The 17,472-nt window shown below is 54.6% G+C and carries 18 protein-coding genes; 16 read left to right on the top strand and 2 right to left on the bottom strand.

The genetic code is table 11. The annotated features are described in order from the left end of the window. Positions 1-50: 50 nt before the first annotated feature. On the bottom strand, positions 51-1,247 hold the full coding sequence (locus FY046_RS10730; protein ID WP_133843765.1) for a serine hydrolase domain-containing protein: 1,197 nt from the start codon (positions 1,245-1,247) through the stop codon (positions 51-53). Positions 1,248-1,595: 348 nt separating this feature from the next. Between FY046_RS10730 and FY046_RS10725 the strand changes: the two genes are divergently transcribed. From FY046_RS10725 to mdcH, 15 genes are all read left to right on the top strand, one after another. Further along, positions 1,596-3,326 carry a lysophospholipid acyltransferase family protein gene (locus tag FY046_RS10725; protein ID WP_133843763.1) on the top strand — a complete coding sequence of 577 codons (1,731 nt, stop codon included), beginning with the start codon at positions 1,596-1,598 and terminating at the stop codon, positions 3,324-3,326. Between the two features lie 295 nt (positions 3,327-3,621). Next, positions 3,622-4,104, top strand: a complete 483-nt coding sequence (locus FY046_RS10720; RefSeq protein WP_133843761.1) for an Hcp family type VI secretion system effector — start codon at positions 3,622-3,624, stop codon at positions 4,102-4,104. A 23-nt stretch (positions 4,105-4,127) separates the two neighbouring features. Beyond that, positions 4,128-4,751: a peptidoglycan recognition protein family protein gene (locus FY046_RS10715; protein WP_167863428.1), complete on the top strand. Its 624-nt coding sequence runs from the start codon at positions 4,128-4,130 to the stop codon at positions 4,749-4,751. Then, positions 4,745-5,179, top strand: a complete 435-nt coding sequence (locus FY046_RS10710; protein WP_167863429.1) for a hypothetical protein — start codon at positions 4,745-4,747, stop codon at positions 5,177-5,179. The genes FY046_RS10715 and FY046_RS10710 overlap by 7 nt, the downstream gene beginning before the upstream one ends. A 482-nt stretch (positions 5,180-5,661) precedes the next feature. Then, on the top strand, positions 5,662-6,285 hold the full coding sequence (locus FY046_RS10705; protein WP_159337362.1) for a peptidoglycan recognition protein family protein: 624 nt from the start codon (positions 5,662-5,664) through the stop codon (positions 6,283-6,285). Continuing rightward, positions 6,279-6,713, top strand: coding sequence for a hypothetical protein (locus FY046_RS10700; protein WP_446186032.1), 435 nt, complete (start codon positions 6,279-6,281; stop codon positions 6,711-6,713). The genes FY046_RS10705 and FY046_RS10700 overlap by 7 nt, the downstream gene beginning before the upstream one ends. Beyond that, positions 6,707-7,213 (top strand): hypothetical protein, encoded by a 507-nt coding sequence (locus FY046_RS10695; protein WP_212813701.1) that lies wholly within the window; start codon positions 6,707-6,709, stop codon positions 7,211-7,213. The genes FY046_RS10700 and FY046_RS10695 overlap by 7 nt, the downstream gene beginning before the upstream one ends. A 399-nt stretch (positions 7,214-7,612) precedes the next feature. Beyond that, positions 7,613-9,265 carry a malonate decarboxylase subunit alpha gene (gene mdcA / locus FY046_RS10690; RefSeq protein WP_446186031.1) on the top strand — a complete coding sequence of 551 codons (1,653 nt, stop codon included), beginning with the start codon at positions 7,613-7,615 and terminating at the stop codon, positions 9,263-9,265. Continuing rightward, on the top strand, positions 9,265-10,155 hold the full coding sequence (locus FY046_RS10685) for a triphosphoribosyl-dephospho-CoA synthase (RefSeq protein WP_159337365.1): 891 nt from the start codon (positions 9,265-9,267) through the stop codon (positions 10,153-10,155). The genes mdcA and FY046_RS10685 overlap by 1 nt, the downstream gene beginning before the upstream one ends. Positions 10,156-10,287: 132 nt before the next feature. Next, positions 10,288-10,587: a malonate decarboxylase acyl carrier protein gene (gene mdcC, locus FY046_RS10680; RefSeq protein ID WP_133843749.1), complete on the top strand. Its 300-nt coding sequence runs from the start codon at positions 10,288-10,290 to the stop codon at positions 10,585-10,587. Next, positions 10,580-11,416, top strand: a complete 837-nt coding sequence (locus tag FY046_RS10675) for a biotin-independent malonate decarboxylase subunit beta (RefSeq protein WP_133843747.1) — start codon at positions 10,580-10,582, stop codon at positions 11,414-11,416. The genes mdcC and FY046_RS10675 overlap by 8 nt, the downstream gene beginning before the upstream one ends. Next, positions 11,413-12,213 (top strand): biotin-independent malonate decarboxylase subunit gamma, encoded by an 801-nt coding sequence (mdcE, locus tag FY046_RS10670; RefSeq protein WP_212815843.1) that lies wholly within the window; start codon positions 11,413-11,415, stop codon positions 12,211-12,213. The genes FY046_RS10675 and mdcE overlap by 4 nt, the downstream gene beginning before the upstream one ends. Before the next feature lie 116 nt (positions 12,214-12,329). Next, positions 12,330-13,289 (top strand): AEC family transporter, encoded by a 960-nt coding sequence (locus tag FY046_RS10665; protein ID WP_133843743.1) that lies wholly within the window; start codon positions 12,330-12,332, stop codon positions 13,287-13,289. 1 nt (position 13,290) lies between these two features. Further along, positions 13,291-13,902: a malonate decarboxylase holo-ACP synthase gene (locus FY046_RS10660; RefSeq protein ID WP_446186030.1), complete on the top strand. Its 612-nt coding sequence runs from the start codon at positions 13,291-13,293 to the stop codon at positions 13,900-13,902. Beyond that, positions 13,899-14,804: a malonate decarboxylase subunit epsilon gene (gene mdcH / locus FY046_RS10655; RefSeq protein WP_133843739.1), complete on the top strand. Its 906-nt coding sequence runs from the start codon at positions 13,899-13,901 to the stop codon at positions 14,802-14,804. Before FY046_RS10660 ends, mdcH begins: the two co-directional genes overlap by 4 nt. A 3-nt stretch (positions 14,805-14,807) precedes the next feature. Here the strand turns inward: mdcH and FY046_RS10650 are convergent, their stop codons facing one another. Further along, positions 14,808-15,731: a LysR family transcriptional regulator gene (locus FY046_RS10650; protein WP_133843737.1), complete on the bottom strand. Its 924-nt coding sequence runs from the start codon at positions 15,729-15,731 to the stop codon at positions 14,808-14,810. A 408-nt stretch (positions 15,732-16,139) separates the two neighbouring features. On the opposite strand from FY046_RS10650, the gene FY046_RS10645 reads away from it, so the two are divergent. Then, the gene (locus tag FY046_RS10645; RefSeq protein WP_159337368.1) at positions 16,140-17,360 is read left to right on the top strand and encodes an oxalate decarboxylase family bicupin; all 1,221 of its coding nucleotides are present in this window, start codon (positions 16,140-16,142) and stop codon (positions 17,358-17,360) included. Positions 17,361-17,472: the final 112 nt, after the last annotated feature.

Raw genomic sequence — 17,472 nt, 5'->3', positions numbered from 1 at the left:
GGTCGGCCTGTACGCCGGTCATCGTAGGGGGTGGGCATGCCCGCCCCGCATTACCGGCATCCACCCGGCGTATCCTGGTTTTCTGCCATGCGCAACAGCATGCGGTGGCCGATGGTGTTGTCCCAGTTAAAGCTGTTTTGCAGCACCACAATCGCCGTTTTATGCTTCAGATCCATTCCGATATAACTGGCATAGCCGCCAATAAAACCGGACTGGTAGAGAATGCTCTGCCCATTGAGATTGTTGCTCAGCCACGCCAGTGCGGAGGAGTCGTTTTGCGCCTCTTTAAAGCGGATGGTGGTGGCATCAATAAAGGCTTTATCCAGGGTCGGATCGCCGCTGCCGTACAGATGGGCACTCAGATAGGTCAGCAAATCGTTGCCGCTTGACCACAACGATGCGGCACCCACCATATAACCGTTAAAATTCCAGTCCGGCACCGCCTCTCCGCGCTTCACAAACTTCGGCTGATCCCCGGCATGGCCGCGCGCACGCAGCAAATAGCCCGGCAATCGCTGCGGCTGAAAACCGGTATGACGCAGGCCGAGTGGCGCAATAATCCTCTGCCCGGCGATCTGCTGTGGCGTCTGGCCCGATCGCTGTGTGATGGCGTAATCAAGAATGGCGTACCCCAGATTGGAATACATCACCTGCTGATGACGCGGGCGGCTGAAATCCTGCAAATAGTTCAGGAACTCGCCGTCATCAAGATCATCGTAGAAAGGCTCACCGTAAAACAGATACGCCGTCAGCTTGCGAAGCATATGCAGACTGGGCATCTGGCGCGGTAGCCCGGCAGTATGCGTTGCAAGCTGTTGCAGCGGGATAGCGCGTGCATCTTCACTCAGGGGAACATCTTTGCCGATGAGCTGGCCGAGCGTCTCATCCCAGCGCAGCTTCCCGTCAGCGACCAGCAGCGCCGCACTTTCGGCGGTGAACCCTTTGGTGACAGAGCCGACGGCAAACAGTGTATCGCCGTTGATGGGAATACGTTTATCGGTATCGGTATAGCCGTAGCTGAATATATGGCGCTGACGGTCTGCACCCAGCACGGCCACCACCATGCCTGGTGTGCGCTGCTGGTCAATCTGCGGCTGCGCCAGTTGATCAATCTGCGCATTGAGCGGCAGGCGACAGCTGGCCTGCAAGCTGGCTGCCGCTGACGTATCAATACTGTTGCTGGACAGCGAACCACACCCGGCTAACAGCAGACAGAGCAGAGGAAGCAGCGTTTTCAGGTTCATCATGAGGAGTCAGTCATGCTGATAATTTTTACTGCCACACGTGGATTATGCTGCCAGGAGGGAAAGGGACGCCATAAGGTGCGAAAAATTTCCGAAAGCACGCGTTGTAACGATGCGGTAAATAAAAAATATCAATAAATTGAATGGGTTATAGTTGGACGCATTTTAACCTGAACGCCTGGAGAACAGCAAGAAAAGCCGTTAATTCCCGCAATATTCAGTGCAATCTGAATTCTTCTCCTCTTCAGGGCGGCGACACAAATTCATCGGGTATTTCACCTGTCATTTACCTGACATGAAAATGTCATCCGGGCTGGTTAGTGTGCCGATAAAACACCTGGAGGCTAACCCGTGTTTACAGTTGAAAGCGTATTAGACGATCTCAGTCCCGGACATGACACCCCCTCCTGGCAGAAAAGCGTGCTGCGCCGCCTGCTCCATGAAAAAGAGTTCCAGCAGTTCAACCAGCGCAACCGCCACCTGAAAGGGCTGGATATGGTGGAGCAGGTGCTGGAGTACCTGGATGTCAGCTGTGAACTCAGCGAACGCGACCTGGAGCAGATCCCCAGCACAGGACCGGTGGTGATTGTTGCCAACCATCCGCTGGGAACGCTGGATGGTTTGGCGCTGCTGCATGCCGTCTCTCAGGTGCGGCGCGATGTGAAAATTGTCACCAACCGTCTGCTGAACTGCCTGTCTTCGCTGAGCAGCCTGATGGTGCTGGTGGACAACATGGGCAACCGCACCAGCCGCCAGCAGGTGGGGCAGATGCAGGAGCAGCTGGAAAACCAGGGCGTGCTGATCTTCTTCCCGGCGGGGGAAGTCTCCCGCTTTGGCAGCAAGGGTGTGAAAGATGGCAAATGGAGCCACGGTTTCCTGCGCCTGGCCGCCCGTTTCCGCGCGCCGGTGGTGCCGATCCACGTCAGCGGCCGCAACAGCGCGCTGTTCTATCTCACCTCAAAAATCTATCAGCCGTTGTCGATGCTGTTACTGGTGCGTGAAATGTTCGGCAATCGTGGCGTGCGGCTGAAATTGAAAATCGGTAAGCGCATCCCTTACGCCAGCTGGCATGATGGACACACCCCGGCGAAAGAGCTGGCGGCGCGTTTTCGCCGTCATCTCTACCGTATCGGGCTGGGTAAATCCGAGTTGTTCCAGACGGAAGCTGCCATTGCGCGCGCAGAAGATCGCGCGGTGCTGAAGCGGGCACTGGCCGGATGCGAAGTGCTGGGGCAACTGCCCGACGGTAAGATGATTTACCTCTATCGCCGTCAGGGCGAAGACTATGTCCCGATCCTGCGTGAGCTGGGAAGGCTGCGTGAAATCGCCTTCCGCGCGGTGGGTGAGGGCAGCGGGACGCGACGCGATCTTGATGATTACGACGACGACTATTATCACCTGATTTTATGGGATGAAGAGGCGCTGGATATCGTTGGCGCTTACCGCTTTATTCCCACCGCTGAACAGTTCGAACGAAAAGGCTTTGAAGGGATCTACAGCCACAGCCTGTTCCATTACGACCACCAGATGAGCCCGGTGCTGATGCAGGGCATTGAACTGGGGCGCAGTTTTATTCAGCCTGCCTATTGGGGCAAACGTGGCCTCGATTATCTGTGGATGGGCATTGGCGCGTATCTGGCGAAATATCCGCAGTACCGCTATCTGTTTGGCCCGGTTTCCATCTCGGGAGGCCTGCCGCTGGCGGCGCGCGATCTGCTGGTGGCATTCTATCGTCTGTACTTTGCCCCGGACCTGCCGCTGGCCACCTCACGCCGTCCGTATCCGGCCTCGCTGCCTGATGTGCTGGCCCAGTTCAGCGGTGATAACTACAGTGACGATCTCAAACGTCTGAAGCGGCTATTAAGCAACCTGGGTACGGGGATCCCACCGCTGTACAAGCAGTATTCCGAGCTGTGCGAAACCGGCGGGGTACAGTTTATCGACTTCGGCAGTGACCCGGACTTCAACCACTGTATAGACGGGCTGGTGCTGGTGGATCTGACGAAGCTGAAAGAGAGTCGCTTCCAGCGTTATATTGCGGTGCATCATACGCCACCGATGGCAGAACCTCTGGCCGACTGATCGCTGCGGGCCTCGGCACGCGCCATCCCTGGCGCGTGCCGCCCGGCTTACCTCAAACTGGCCCCCTCCCCGTAATAGAGTGCTCGCTGTGTGTGTTAAAACAGCCACGATGGTGTGTTTCTTTATTCTCCCGTAATCTTTTATAAATCGTTTTTTTACTATTTGTTATTCACCGCCATTGGCTTTACCTTTCCCTGTCCTTAACAGATTAAATCTATTAATCAATCCACTAACAGGTTCCGTTTAAATAAACAGCCATTCGTTTTATGATTTTATTCATCAACAAGGAAGAGATATGGCTCAGGATATTTTTATCAGATTTACCGGTATTGAGGGCGAATCCCAGGATTTTGCACATAAAGGCGAAATTGACGTTCTGCGCTGGACGTGGGCTGCCCGCCAGCCATCCAATATGCACTCAGGAAGCGGCGGTGGCGCAGGGAAATCCACCGTCGGCGATCTTTACTTCGATCACTTTATTGATAAATCCAGCCCCAATCTTCTCCAGTATTCCCTTAGCGGTAAACCGATCCCCGAAGCGGTGCTGACCGTGCGCAAAGCGGGCGGATCGCCGCTGGAATATCAGATCATCACCCTGCAAGAGGTCATCATTACCCGGGTGGCGTTGATCTGCTATGACAACATGCCCGCACCACTCGAAAAGGTCGCCATCGCGTTCTCGCGGGTGAAGATGGATTACGTGCTGCAAAATGCAGAGGGGAAAACGGCGGGAACCGTTTCAATGGGCTATGACATCAAAGCCAATACGGTGATCTAAATCGCCTCAAGGGAGGGAAACCAATGCTATACGTTAATGAAAATGGTCATATTTATGCCGACCGTATTAAGATCAAAATATTCAATAATATCGAGCATGAAAAAATGGATGCGGTGAATGGCATTGTCGTGCATCAGACCAATGCCTCTACAGCCAGCAGCACCTTTCATAGCTATCAAAACAAAGGCGCCGCTGGCGCTCACTTTCTGATTGACAGAGATGGCACCATCTATCAAACCGCCTCATTGTTTAAAGTCACCTGGCATGTGGGAAGGCTACAATCCCGCTGCTATCTGACGAAAAAATGCGAGCCGGCAGATTTGCAAAAAGTGGCCGATCTGGAAAAGTCATGGAGAAATTACGATAAGGTGCATCAGATTGAAAAAGTGAAAAATTATCCTGATCGATTTCCCAGCAATATCGACAGTATTGGGATAGAAATTGTGGGCAAGGCAGAAAGGCAGATAGATAAGAAAACGGGTGAGCCAGTATTTGTCTATGAAGACGTTAATGACCGACAAAATGAATCTTTAAAATGGTTAATTAGAGAGCTGATTGGAACATTAAATGTGTCTACTACTGAAATATATCGCCACCCGGAAATTGGAAGAAAAACCCTTACTGAGGCAAGTACAGCGAAATGGTGATTTTAAATAGAATAAATTTTTTTATTATTGCTCTTTTTTTGGTTGTTTCAATACAGTCTCAGGCTAGGGTCGTTAGTAATATTGACGTTGAAAGGGTCGGAGCACAGGAATCTGGACGTAAGGATGAAAATGAAAGAGCAGCCTGCAAGGTGTACAGACCAACACAAGAACAGTTGATTACATATTTCAACCTCGCAACAGAGTCGCAAGAAAGTGGAAATTTACTTCACGAGTATTACTCACCTTGCATTGCGACAGGGAAAGTAAAATTCAAAGACGGAGCATCTGGCGTTTGGACAGTGCAATCCAGTGGGCTAGGCCTTGCTATTTTGGATAATGGAGAGTCCCTCGTCTTCTTCCATAAAGACAACCAATGGACCGATCCTTATGCCTGCACCTACGGATTAGGCAACGATCCAGTATGTTAACTAAACCCTTTTTACTGCTGGCACTCTTTCTACGGGCCTCGGCACGCGCCAGGACTGCGCGCGTCGAAGCCCGCAGGTATGCGTCTTTTTCTGGTCCGGTGTGCTCAACCTGAGCCTCAACCCGGTCATGCTATCTTTAGCAAATAAATAATTTCCAGAAACCTTGCACTAAATTACCTCTTCCACGTAATAAATAAAATAATCATTTTTTTACTATTTATCATTCACCGCTAATGTCCTTAAACTTCCCTGTTGGCAAAAGAGTCAATCTATTCATCAATCCACTAACAGGTTTCATTTAAATAAACAGCCATTAGTTTTATGATTTCACTCATCAACAAGGACGAAACATGGCTCAGGATATTTTCATCAGATTTAGCGGAATTGAGGGCGAGTCCCGGAATTTTGCCCATAAGGGGGACATTGACGCCTAATGGGATAGGCAGGCGCTAAACCTTATTCGCCTCAAGGGAGTAAAACCAATGCTATACGTTAATGAAAATGGTCATATTTATGCCGACCGTATTAAGATCAAAATATTCAATAATATCGAGCATGAAAAAATGGATGCGGTGAATGGCATTGTCGTGCATCAGACCAATGCCTCTACAGCCAGCAGCACCTTTCATAGCTATCAAAACAAAGGCGCCGCTGGCGCTCACTTTCTGATTGACAGAGATGGCACCATCTATCAAACCGCCTCATTGTTTAAAGTCACCTGGCATGTGGGAAGGCTACAATCCCGCTGCTATCTGACGAAAAAATGCGAGCCGGCAGATTTGCAAAAAGTGACTGAACTGGAAAAGTCATGGAGAAATTACGATAAGGTGCATCAGATTGAAAAAGTAAAAAATTACCCGGATCGATTCTCCAGCAATATAGATAGTATTGGGATAGAAATTGTGGGTGAGTCAAAAAGAATGAAAAATAAAATAACAGGAAAAATAGAACCTGTTTATGAATCAGTCAACGATCAGCAAAATGACTCTTTGAAGTGGCTAATAAAGGAGTTATCTGAGACGTTAAGTGTTTCTATGAATGAAATATATCGCCATCCCGAAATTGGTCGAAAAAATCCAACAGAAGCGAGTACAGCAAAATGGTAAAACAAAAAAATATACTTCTTTCTATTTTATCTTGTGTTGTTTTCTTTTCAAATCAAGTTAATGGTCGTGAAATTATTGATATTAAAGTCAAAGATATTGGGCAGTATGATGAAGGTCGAGGTTATAAAAATGAAAGAGAATCTTGTAAACATTTCAGGCCGACTAAAAAACAAATAATCCGTTTTTTTAATATTGCAAAGGAGTCAAAAGAAAGTGGGAATCTACTTCATGAGTATTACTCACCTTGCCTGTCATCAGGAACAATAAAATTCAAAGACGGTTCATCCGGGGACTGGACGGTACAATCCAGTGGCCTGGCATTTGCTATTCTGGATAATGGAGAGTCACTCGTCTTCTTCCATAAAGACAACCAATGGACCGATCCTTATGCCTGCACCTACGGATTAGGCAATGATCCCATATGTTAAATCAACCACTGCGCCAGGGATGGCGCAGTTTTCATGTTCAAAGCGAAAGGGAATTCAGTCTGGAAATGGAAAAGTTTATCACCAAAACTATTATTATTTTTTGGACGTTTATGGTCGTTTCAGTTCATGCGCAGGCAAGAGTTGTCAGCCACCTCGAGGTTAAAGGTATCGGCTTGTACTCTGACCAACGAAATGATAAAGATGAAGAAATAGCCTGCAAGGTCTTCAGGCCGACAAAAAAACAGATGACCCGATATTTCAATCTTTCTAAAGAATCGGAAGAAAGTGGAAATCTACTTCATGAATATTACTCACCGTGCCTGGCGATAGGTAGCGTCAAATTTAAAGACGGCACTTCAGGCCGATGGACAGTACAATCCAGCGGTTTAGGGATTGTTGTTTTTGAAAATGGGAAATCATCCGTCTTCTTCCATAAAGACAACCAATGGACCGATCCTTATGCCTGCACCTACGGTTTACAAAACGATCCTATATGCTAATTAACCCCCTTTTCTAACACGGGCACCGTTTGTGCGGGGATGGGGCTGGGGTGAGGTAAGCCGGACGTCACGCGCCAGAACGCTGCGTGCCGAGGCCCTCATGGGTGCGTCTTTTGCCGATCCGGCGTGCCCACCCCGGCTCCAGCCCTGTCACTGCACTACGAGCACACAGGCTTCTGCCATTATCTGCCCGCCTTTGTGCATTTAGCGCGAAAGCATTGTGACCACGATCCCGATTTAAAATCATTACACATCTGATTTAATTAATATTTAAAAAACCGTTACGCCTGGCGTAATGGTTATAGCACTGGGTGTAATTGTTTGACTGCGCCCCGGCGTGCAGACTCGGTAATCAGACTGAAGCATCCCTGACAGGATGCGCTTACAGGAGGTTACATCATGCTTACCCAATCATCCCCCAGAATCTGGGATACGCGCCGCCGCGAAAAACAGCGCCGTATTGCCAGCCTCGGGCTCACCCACAAAGTTCTCCCTACCGATGATTTGATCGCCATGCTGGAAAAACTGATTGTCCCTGGCGACCGCGTCGTTATGGAGGGTAACAACCAGAAACAGGCCGATTTTCTGTCCCGATCGCTGGCGCAGGTCAACCCGAAAAAACTGCACGATCTGCATATGATCATGCCGAGCGTCGGCCGTAGCGAGCATCTTGATATCTTCGAAAAAGGGATTGCCCGCAAGCTCGATTTCTCATTTTCCGGCACCCAGAGCCTGCGTATTTCGCAGCTGCTGGAGGACGGCCTGCTGGAAATTGGCGCCATTCACACCTACATCGAACTCTATTCGCGGCTGTATGTTGACCTGATCCCTAACGTGGCGCTGGTCGCGGGTTTCAAAGCCGATCGTAAAGGCAATCTCTACACCGGTCCCAGTACGGAAGACACCCCGGCACTGGTCGAAGCGGCGGCATTCCATGATGGCATCGTCATTGCCCAGGTGAATGAACTGGTGGATGACGAGAGCGATCTGCCGCGCGTCGATATCCCCGGTTCGTGGATCGACTTTGTGGTGGTGGCGGATAAACCCTTCTTTATCGAACCGTTGTTCACCCGTGACCCACGCCTGATCAAACAGGAGCATGTGCTGATGGCGATGCTGGCGATCAAAGGCATCTACGCCGAGCACAAAGTGCAGTCGCTCAACCACGGTATTGGGTTTAACACCGCCGCCATCGAACTGCTGCTACCCACTTACGGCGAACAGCTGGGCCTGAAAGGCAAAATCTGCCGTCACTGGACCCTGAATCCGCACCCGACGTTAATCCCGGCGATTGAAAGCGGCTGGGTGGAAAGCATGCACTGCTTCGGCGGTGAGCTGGGAATGGAAAAATACGTTGCAGCGCGCCCGGACGTGTTCTTCACCGGGGCCGATGGTTCTATGCGATCCAACCGCGCCTTCTGCCAGATGGCGGGCCAGTATGCCGCCGATATGTTTATCGGCTCCACCTTACAGGTGGACGGCGATGCGAACTCCTCCACCGTGACGCGTGGCCGCCTGTCGGGCTTTGGCGGTGCGCCCAATATGGGGCACGACCCGCATGGTCGCCGCCATGCCACGCCAGCCTGGCTGGCCATGATCAACGAACCTGACCCGATGGCACGGGGTCGCAAGCTGGTGGTGCAGATGGTGGAAACCTTCCAGGCTGGCGCAAAACCGACCTTTGTTGAAAAACTGGAAGCGGTCGAGGTGGCAAAAGCGTCCGGCATGCCGCTGGCCCCGGTCATGATCTACGGCGATGACGTTACCCACGTACTGACCGAAGAGGGGATTGCTTACCTCTATCGTGCGCAGTCGCTGGAAGAACGGCGGGCGATGGTGGCGGCGGTCGCCGGGATTACCGATATCGGTCTGGGCGTGGATGCGAAGCGGGTGCAGCAGCTGCGGCGCGAAGGGAAGGTGGCCTTCCCGGAAGATCTTGGCATTCGCCGTACCGATGCCACCCGTTCCCTGCTGGCGGCAGGCAGCGTGGCTGACCTGGTCGAATGGTCCGGCGGGTTGTATGAGCCTCCGGCCAAATTCAGGAGCTGGTAATGAACCTGCAACGGCAGTGGGCTGCAAGTTCGGCGGAACGCCATGCACAGCGCCTGGCCGCGCTGGCAACACGTTGCCTGGTCATAGAAGCCAACCTCACGCCGAAACCAGGATTGGTGGATCGCCGGGGTAGCGGGGCGCATCACGACCTGACGTTGGCGCTGATGGAGCGTTCTGCTCACAGTCTGACGCCAATGTTCCGCGAGATGGCGCGACAGAGCTGGCAGCGTCCGGCGGATATCGCTCTGCGCCAGTTGGTGGGCCGACTGGGACGTGAAGGCGAAGCGGTGATGATGCAGGTGACTGGCGGAGTGAATAGCCATCGCGGTGCTATCTGGGCTCTGGGGTTGCTGGTCTCTGCGGCTGCCATGTGCGGAGGGCGCGGTAGCCCGACGCAGATAACCCGTATGGCCGCGCGCCTGGCACAGCTGCCGGATGACGCTGCGCCGACGCTGTTCAGCAACGGCCTGCGCGCCTGTTCACGTTATCGTCTGCCCGGAGCACGGGAAGAGGCTCAGCAGGGGTTCCCCCATGTGATGAATCTGGCTCTGCCGCAGCTCTGGCAAAGTCGCCAGCAGGGGGCGAACAGCAACGCAGCACGGCTGGATGCGCTGATGGCGATCATGACCTCGCTCAGCGATACCTGTGTACTGTCGCGTGCCGGAATGCCAGGGCTGGAAGCGATGCAGCAGGGGGCGCGGGCGGTACTGGTGGCAGGCGGGGTGCAGCAACCTGCAGGGCAGCAGGCGCTTCAGCGGCTGGATGCAGCAATGCTGGCGCTGAATGCTTCACCAGGCGGTGCAGCCGACCTGCTGTCTGCCACGATTTTCCTGGACCATGTCCATTGCTCGGGCCGGGCATGCCCGACCCCTACAAAAGGATGGGCGTAGGGGCATGCCCCGCCCGCAACAAACGGTCGTCCTGGCGATGTGTGGCAACCCGATGTTCGTAGGGGCGGGGCATGCCCCGCCCGCAACAATTGCTCATCCCCGCAGACGAGCAATCAATTTTAAGAGGATCTTATGCAACAGATAACCTTGTCTTTTCCGGCTACACGCCACCTCAGCGGTAAGGCGCTGGCGGGTGTGGTAGGGTCCGGCGATATGGAAGTGCTGTTCACAGCGAACAGCAGCCATGTCCTGAGCGTGGCAATCACCACCTCGGTCGATAACAGCAGCCCGCGCTGGCAGGCGCTGTTTGAGCGTATCAGCAGCTTTGGCTCACTACCTGCCGGGCAGATGACCATTCATGATTTTGGTGCCACCCCCGGTGTGGCCCGCATCCGCATTGAACAGGTGTTTGAGGAGGTAGCCGATGCGTAATGACAGCAGCTTTATCGAACTGAAAGCGCGTGAGCGTGCACGTCTGCTGCTGGATGACGGTAGCTTCCGCGAACTGCTCGACCCGTTCGACGGCATCATGTCGCCGTGGCTGGGTGCACAAGGCGTTGTGCCGCAGTCTGATGACGGCATGGTGGTGGCAAAAGGCACCATCGATGGTCAACCCGCCGTGGTGATTGCCATTGAAGGGGCATTCCAGGGCGGCAGCATGGGCGAAGTCTCCGGGGCGAAAATGGCGGCTGCACTGGAACTGGCCGCTGAGGATAACCGCAAGGGCATCGCCACTCGCGCAGTGCTCTGCCTGGAAACGGGTGGCGTACGGCTACAGGAAGCCAACCTCGGTCTGGCAGCGATTGCGGATATCCACGCCGCCATTGTCGACCTGCGGCGCTACACCCCGGTGGTTGGCATTATCGCGGGCACGGTGGGCTGCTTTGGCGGGATGTCGATCGCCGCCGGGCTGTGCAGCTATCTGATTGTCACCCGTGAGGCCCGGCTGGGGCTGAATGGTCCGCAGGTGATTGAACAGGAAGCGGGTATTGATGAGTACGACTCTCGCGACAGGCCATTTATCTGGAGCATGACCGGAGGAGAAGTGCGCGCCCGCAGCGGCCTGGTGGATGCGATTGTCGCTGACGGTCAGCATGTCGTTCAACAGGCCATGCGTACGGCGCTGGCGAAGGGCGTTCCGGCGTTACATCGCTCACAGCATTATCAGCACTATCTGCCGCGTCTGGCACAGTTTGATACCCGCCAGCAGGCCGATGCACAACAGATTACACAGCTATTCAGTGGGGAGGATCACAAATGAAACAGCCAACAGGACGCGGTGAAATCTGGCTACAGCAACTCAGTGCCGGAGCGGCCCGTTTACCGGGGTTATGCCCGTCTGTGCAGGTCGCTGACGGTCACGCAAACGGGGAAGCCGTGCGTTTTATTGCCGTGGTACCGGATGCCGATAACCACTATCCCCGCGCCAGACAGGGCGAAGTCGGACTGTTAGAGGGCTGGACGCTGGCGAAAGTGGTCAGTGAAACTGTGGCGCAGGATGCCCAAAAAGCCGACAAGCGGCCGATTATCGCGGTGATTGATGTTGCCAGCCAGGCCTACGGTCGGCGTGAAGAGGCTTTTGGTATTCATCAGGCGCTGGCCGCTGCCGCCGGGGCTTACGCAGAAGCGCGGCTGGCGGGTCATGTGGTGATTGGGCTGATTGTTGGCAAAGCGATGTCGGGGGCTTTCCTGGCACACGGCTACCAGGCTAACCGGCTGATCGCCTTTAACGACAGCGGCGTGCTGATTCATGCGATGGGCAAAGCGGCGGCGGCGCGTATTACGCTGCGCAGCGTCGAGGCACTGGAAAAACTGGCGCAGACCATCCCGCCGATGGCTTACGACATCAAAAATTACCACAGTCTGGGATTGCTGGAAGCGCTGCTGGATATTCGTCAGCCTGATGCACCCGATGCTGCTGATGTGGCACAGGTGCAACAGGCGCTGACGGCGGCTATTACTGCGGCACGCCATGATCCTGGGTTGCAGTGCCGGCTAAAAGCAGAGAACCGTCGCAGTTCACACACCGTCAGAGAACGGATGCGTCAACTCTGGTAAGGCCCGTTGTGAAATCGATAAGACAACCTGCGAGACTGGCGGATATCTGACAGACATCCGCCAGTCTGAACTAATAATCATCGCGCCTGTGCTTACTTCAACTAACAGGTGATGTTATGACTTACGTGATTGTTCATGCTCTTGCCCCCATCTTTATCATTATGCTCCTGGGCTTTTACGCCGGCAAAGCCGGGATGGTGGATAATAAGAATGTCTCTTTACTGAATATTTTTGTGATGGATTTTGCCCTGCCAGCGGCCTTGTTCAGTGCCACTGTGCAGACGCCGTGGGCCGGGATTATCCAGCAGTCGCCACTGATTCTGGTGCTGGTGCTGGCGATGTGGATTGTCTATGCCGCGATCTACTTTATTAGTACGCGGATGTTTAAAAAGTCACCACAGGATGCGGCGGTACTGACGCTGACCGTGGCATTGCCGAACTATGCTGCCCTGGGCTTGCCGATCCTCGGTAGCGTGCTGGGAGAAGGTGCATCCACCTCGCTGTCGGTCGCGGTGTCGATTGCCTGCGGCTCAGTGCTGATGACGCCGTTCTGTCTGCTAACGCTGGAGCGCGAAAAAGCGCGTGCAGCGGGTGATGCGGGCAGTGCGGGGATCGGCATGTTGCCGGTGCTGATGTGGCGTTCGGTGATCAAGCCGATTGTCTGGGGACCGCTGCTCGGTGTGGTGTTATCGGGGCTGGGTGTGAAGATGCCGGAGCTGGTGCTGGCGGCAATCAAACCGCTCGGACTGTCGGCCACGGCGGGCGCACTGTTCCTGACGGGGGTGATTCTGTCGGCGCGTCAGCTGAAAATCAACGGCGTGGTGGTGATATCGAGTATCACAACGATGCTTATTCAGCCGTTTATTGCCTGGGGGCTGGTGCTGGCCTTGGGTATCAGCGGACAGGTGGCGATCACGGCGATCCTGATGGTGGCGTTGTCAGCCGGTTTCTTCGGCGTCGTCTTTGGCAACCGTTTTGGCGTGCAGTCGCCGGATTCGGAAGCGACACTGTTGATCAGTTCGCTATTGTGTATCATCACGTTACCGCTGTTTATCACCCTGACATCCGGAATGTAAGATGACTATAACGCCACATGATTTGATCTGGATCCGCACTGCTGACGCGATGGAGGGCGATCTGCCCGACTGGGTTGCCAGCCAGTGGCGGCGAACTTTGCCGCTGGTCGTGCGTCGCGACCATGATCAGGATGGGCGTATTCCGGTTGGGGTGCGTGGCTTGCTCCGCGATCAGCGTGCCGCAGGTTGGGTAGCAGCAAAGCATGTGGTCCGCACGCTGTCGCCGGAGGCACTCAGTGTGGCGGAGCATCTGCTGGCTTCTCCTTTTGTTTCCCAGCCGCCAGTACAGGCGGCTATTCAACTGGCGCAGCAGCGCTGGTGGTGGACATGGGGCATTACCGGCAGCGTAGGCTATGCGCTGGCAACGGAAATCCCGGTACTGCATAACGATAGCGATCTCGACCTGCTGATCCGCTGCCCGGAACTCGTGGCGCAGCAGGAGCTGGAACGCTGGCAGCAGTTTGTCAGCCAACTGCCTTGTCGTGTGGATACACAGGTGGAAGTGCCACAAGGCGCCTTTGCCTTAAGTGAATGGCTGCGTGACGGGCGCGTGCTGTTGAAAACCAACGCAGGCCCGCGCATCACCACCCAGCCGTGGAGTGTCATACCATGAAAATACTGTTCTCTTTTCCAGGTCAGGGGCCACAGCGCCCCGGAATGCTGCAACAGCTCCCCAACGGACAGGCGTTACTTGATCAGGCCAGTGAGGTGCTGGCGGAGGATGCTCGCGAGTTAGATCAGGCCAGCGCGCTGCAACATACCCGGGCGGTACAGCTCTGTCTGCTGATTACCGGCGTGGCGCATGCGCGTGAACTCCAGCGGCAGGGCATTGTGCCGGATATCACCTGCGGCCTGTCGATTGGTGCTTTTCCGGCGGCGGTGGTGGCCGGGGCGCTGGCGTTTGATGATGCCTTACGGCTGGTTGCGCTGCGCGGTACGCTAATGGAGGAAGCTTATCCGCAAGGCTACGGCTTGACGGCGATTATCGGGCTGGAGGTATCACAGCTGACACCGCTGCTGGGCAACGACTGCTGGCTGGCTAACATCAATGCGCCTCAGCAACTGGTGATTGCCGGCAGTGACGCCGCGATGAGCGCCGTCGCCACCCGCGCACGTCACGCTGGGGCGCAGAAAGTTCATCGACTGGCAGTGAGTGTACCTTCTCACTGCGCGCTGCTGGCCGAACCGGCTATGAAACTGGCGATGGCATTTCAGGCGGTGTCACTGACGCGCCCACACTGTGCGTATCTTAGTGGCAGCACGGCACGTGTGCTGTGGCAGCCGGAGCAGATTGCTGACGACCTGGCGAAAAATATGTCGCGTACGGTGCGCTGGCATGAGGCGATGGTGGCGGCCCGCGAACGGGATGTGGGGCTGGCGATTGAGATGCCGCCGGGATCGGTACTGACCGGCCTTGCGCGCAAAGCATTCTGTGGCAGCGCAGGGGAAGCGATCGCACTGGAACAGAGCGGTGAGCTGCTGGCTAAGCGCCTGGCGGAACGTCTAACGCGGTAGTCATTATGTTGTGCTGCGTTGGCGGCTGTACATGCGCCCTTCGGCCACCAGCGCCAGCAGATTCGGGTCATGCTCGCGGTTACGCTCAAAGACAATCCCGATCTTCTGGCGCATCTGATACGGCTCGGCCAGCCTGAGCAACTGCACGGAGTTCTCATACACCCGCTTCATTCTGCCCGGCAGTAGTGTAAACCCCACCCCCGCCTGCACCAGACTCAGCATCGAGAAAATATCATTCACCCGGGTGACAATATTCGGTGCATATCCGGCAACATGAAACGCTTCCTGGAAGCCCTGCCAGGTGGCGAAACCCTCCGCCAGGGAGACAAATTTTTGCTGACGAAAATCGCGCAGATCCGCCGGGAAGCGAGTGTCCAGCCCAGAAGTGGAAGGCGCGGCAAGAAAGATATCATCATCAAATAACGGCAGACATTCGAAGCGATTGTAGTCCAGATCACCGGGGGCGATGGCGATCAGAATGGCATCCAGCGAGCCTTCTGAAAGGCGCGTGGTGAGCGTCTGGTTTGAACCCATAGTCAGTTCAAGCTCCAGATCGGGGCGGCGTAGTTTCATCCCCATAATCAACTGTGGAATCGTTTCCAGCGTCAGCGAATAGAGCGTTCCCAGACGCATATGTCCCTGTCCTATGCCCGCCGTTTTCCTCGTTTCTTCCACGCCGCGCGACATCATATCCAGCGCTTCTTGACTGTACTCCCACAGCGTATGCGCGGCAGGCAGCGGGACCAGGCTGCGGCCTTTATGAATGAACAGCGGGCAGCGTACGCTCTCTTCCAGACTATGCAGCGCCCGATGAACACTGACGCTGCTGATACCGAGGGCATCAGCGGTACGCGACAGATTACCCCGGTTCATAAAGGCGATGAAAATTCCCAGTTTGCGAAAAGTGATGTCTGAATCAATGTTCATAGCAGCCTGTACTCAGGTGGCAGGAAAGTGTGGAAACAGGCTTTATTCTAGGCTTTAACAGAGCGCGTTGTTTAACGCAATCATGCGTTATCGCCTGTAACCAGGTGTTTCTTCGCACGGAAAACAGTCGATAAATAACATTAATGGCTGACCGCTGTTTTGTGCTTTTGGTGGATGAGGACAAAACAGAAAAGCAACAAGCGACAAAAAATTCGCTAATCATCCGTGTTATCGGTTTTATTCACTGTTATGCGATGAAATTTACTGATGGATCCTTGCTTACATTTCACTGAGTTTAGCGCCAATTATCTGACTGGCAGGGGAAAAAATATCGAATAGTCTTATCCACTATCGGTGCCTGTGCGCCGTAAAAAATGTTTATTTTGACTGACATAAGGAAATCAAAGGATGAATCCTCTTTCACGTCGCAGTTTTATGGCTTTTGCCGCCGGTGGTACCGTGGCGCTGGCCGCCGGTACGGTTCATGCTCACGAACAGCCCGCAGCCCAGCCCTGGAATGGGAAAATGGGCGGCACCGATCCCGGCCCGCGAGACCCGATCCGTGAGGGGGAAAACCCTGACATTGTAAATCCCCCGGCGACCGATAGCGGCACCTTACCGAATTTGCGTTTTTCCTTCAGCGACGCGCATGTGCGCAAAGGCAGCGGCGGATGGACTCGCCAGGTGACTCAGCGCGAGCTGGGGATCTCGACCACTATTGCGGGTGTGGATATGCGTCTGAACAGCGGTGGTATCCGTGAGCTGCACTGGCATAAAGAGGGCGAGTGGGCCTATATGCTGTATGGCAATGCGCGCATTACCGCGCTGGATACCGAGGGTGGCTGGTTTGTGGATGATGTCGGCGTGGGCGATTTGTGGTATTTCCCGTCAGGTATGCCGCACTCGATTCAGGGACTGGGGCCGGATGGCTGCGAGTTTTTGCTGGCTTTCGACGACGGCAACTTCGATGAAGACAGCACGTTTTTACTCAGTGACTGGTTCAAACATATTCCCCCGGACGTGTTGGCGAAAAACTTCGGCGTGCCTGCCAGCACGTTCAGCTCGCTGCCGTCACCGTCTGACGAGTATATTTTTGCCGGGCAGGTGCCGGGAGCGCTCAGTGCCGATGCCATCGCCGGAGCAAAACCTTCTACGCTGAAGTTTAGCCATCGTATGATGGCGCAAACGCCGATTAAGCTGAAAGGCGGGACGGTGCGCATTACCGACTCCTCCAACTTTAAAATCTCGAAAACCGTCGCCGCCGCGCTGGTGGAGTTACTGCCGGGGGCGATGCGTGAGCTGCACTGGCATCCGAATAACGATGAGTGGCAGTACTATCTGGAAGGGGAAGGGCGCATGGGGGTGTTTGCTTCCTCGGGTGAGGCGCGAACCTTTGATTTTCGCGCCGGTGATGTCGGCTATGTGCCGTTTGCCATGGGCCACTACATCGAGAACACCGGTGATAAACCGCTGCGTTTTTTAGAGCTGTTTAAAAGCGATTATTATGCGGATCTGTCGCTTAATCAGTGGCTGGCACTGACCCCTCCGGCGCTGGTGAAACAGCACCTGCACCTTGATGATGCCTTTATGAAGGCCCTGAACAAAACCAAAACTCCGATCGTGGAATAACCCTGCATCGCTTCGGGCGGGGCATGCCCCGCCCCTACGGCGGGGTCAGGCACGCCTGGCCCATTCCAACAACCCGCAGCATTCCGCAGGGGTCATGCACGTCCGGCCCATA

This window comes from Erwinia sp. 1181_3 (assembly GCF_052824965.1).
The sequence above is the reverse complement of the archived record's forward strand: the minus strand, read 5'-3'. Positions and strand labels throughout refer to the sequence as shown.

Excerpts from the sequence above, each read along its gene's own strand:
- mdcC (WP_133843749.1), top strand. The coding sequence starts at position 10,288 with ATGCAACAGATAACCTTGTCTTTTCCGGCTACACGCCACCTCAGCGGT.
- mdcA (WP_446186031.1), top strand. The coding sequence starts at position 7,613 with ATGCTTACCCAATCATCCCCCAGAATCTGGGATACGCGCCGCCGCGAA.
- FY046_RS10730 (WP_133843765.1), bottom strand. The coding sequence starts at position 1,247 with ATGATGAACCTGAAAACGCTGCTTCCTCTGCTCTGTCTGCTGTTAGCC.
- FY046_RS10715 (WP_167863428.1), top strand. The coding sequence starts at position 4,128 with ATGCTATACGTTAATGAAAATGGTCATATTTATGCCGACCGTATTAAG.
- FY046_RS10675 (WP_133843747.1), top strand. The coding sequence starts at position 10,580 with ATGCGTAATGACAGCAGCTTTATCGAACTGAAAGCGCGTGAGCGTGCA.
- mdcE (WP_212815843.1), top strand. The coding sequence starts at position 11,413 with ATGAAACAGCCAACAGGACGCGGTGAAATCTGGCTACAGCAACTCAGT.
- mdcH (WP_133843739.1), top strand. The coding sequence starts at position 13,899 with ATGAAAATACTGTTCTCTTTTCCAGGTCAGGGGCCACAGCGCCCCGGA.
- FY046_RS10710 (WP_167863429.1), top strand. The coding sequence starts at position 4,745 with ATGGTGATTTTAAATAGAATAAATTTTTTTATTATTGCTCTTTTTTTG.
- FY046_RS10700 (WP_446186032.1), top strand. The coding sequence starts at position 6,279 with ATGGTAAAACAAAAAAATATACTTCTTTCTATTTTATCTTGTGTTGTT.
- FY046_RS10665 (WP_133843743.1), top strand. The coding sequence starts at position 12,330 with ATGACTTACGTGATTGTTCATGCTCTTGCCCCCATCTTTATCATTATG.
- FY046_RS10695 (WP_212813701.1), top strand. The coding sequence starts at position 6,707 with ATGTTAAATCAACCACTGCGCCAGGGATGGCGCAGTTTTCATGTTCAA.
- FY046_RS10660 (WP_446186030.1), top strand. The coding sequence starts at position 13,291 with ATGACTATAACGCCACATGATTTGATCTGGATCCGCACTGCTGACGCG.
- FY046_RS10650 (WP_133843737.1), bottom strand. The coding sequence starts at position 15,731 with ATGAACATTGATTCAGACATCACTTTTCGCAAACTGGGAATTTTCATC.
- FY046_RS10720 (WP_133843761.1), top strand. The coding sequence starts at position 3,622 with ATGGCTCAGGATATTTTTATCAGATTTACCGGTATTGAGGGCGAATCC.
- FY046_RS10645 (WP_159337368.1), top strand. The coding sequence starts at position 16,140 with ATGAATCCTCTTTCACGTCGCAGTTTTATGGCTTTTGCCGCCGGTGGT.
- FY046_RS10705 (WP_159337362.1), top strand. The coding sequence starts at position 5,662 with ATGCTATACGTTAATGAAAATGGTCATATTTATGCCGACCGTATTAAG.
- FY046_RS10685 (WP_159337365.1), top strand. The coding sequence starts at position 9,265 with ATGAACCTGCAACGGCAGTGGGCTGCAAGTTCGGCGGAACGCCATGCA.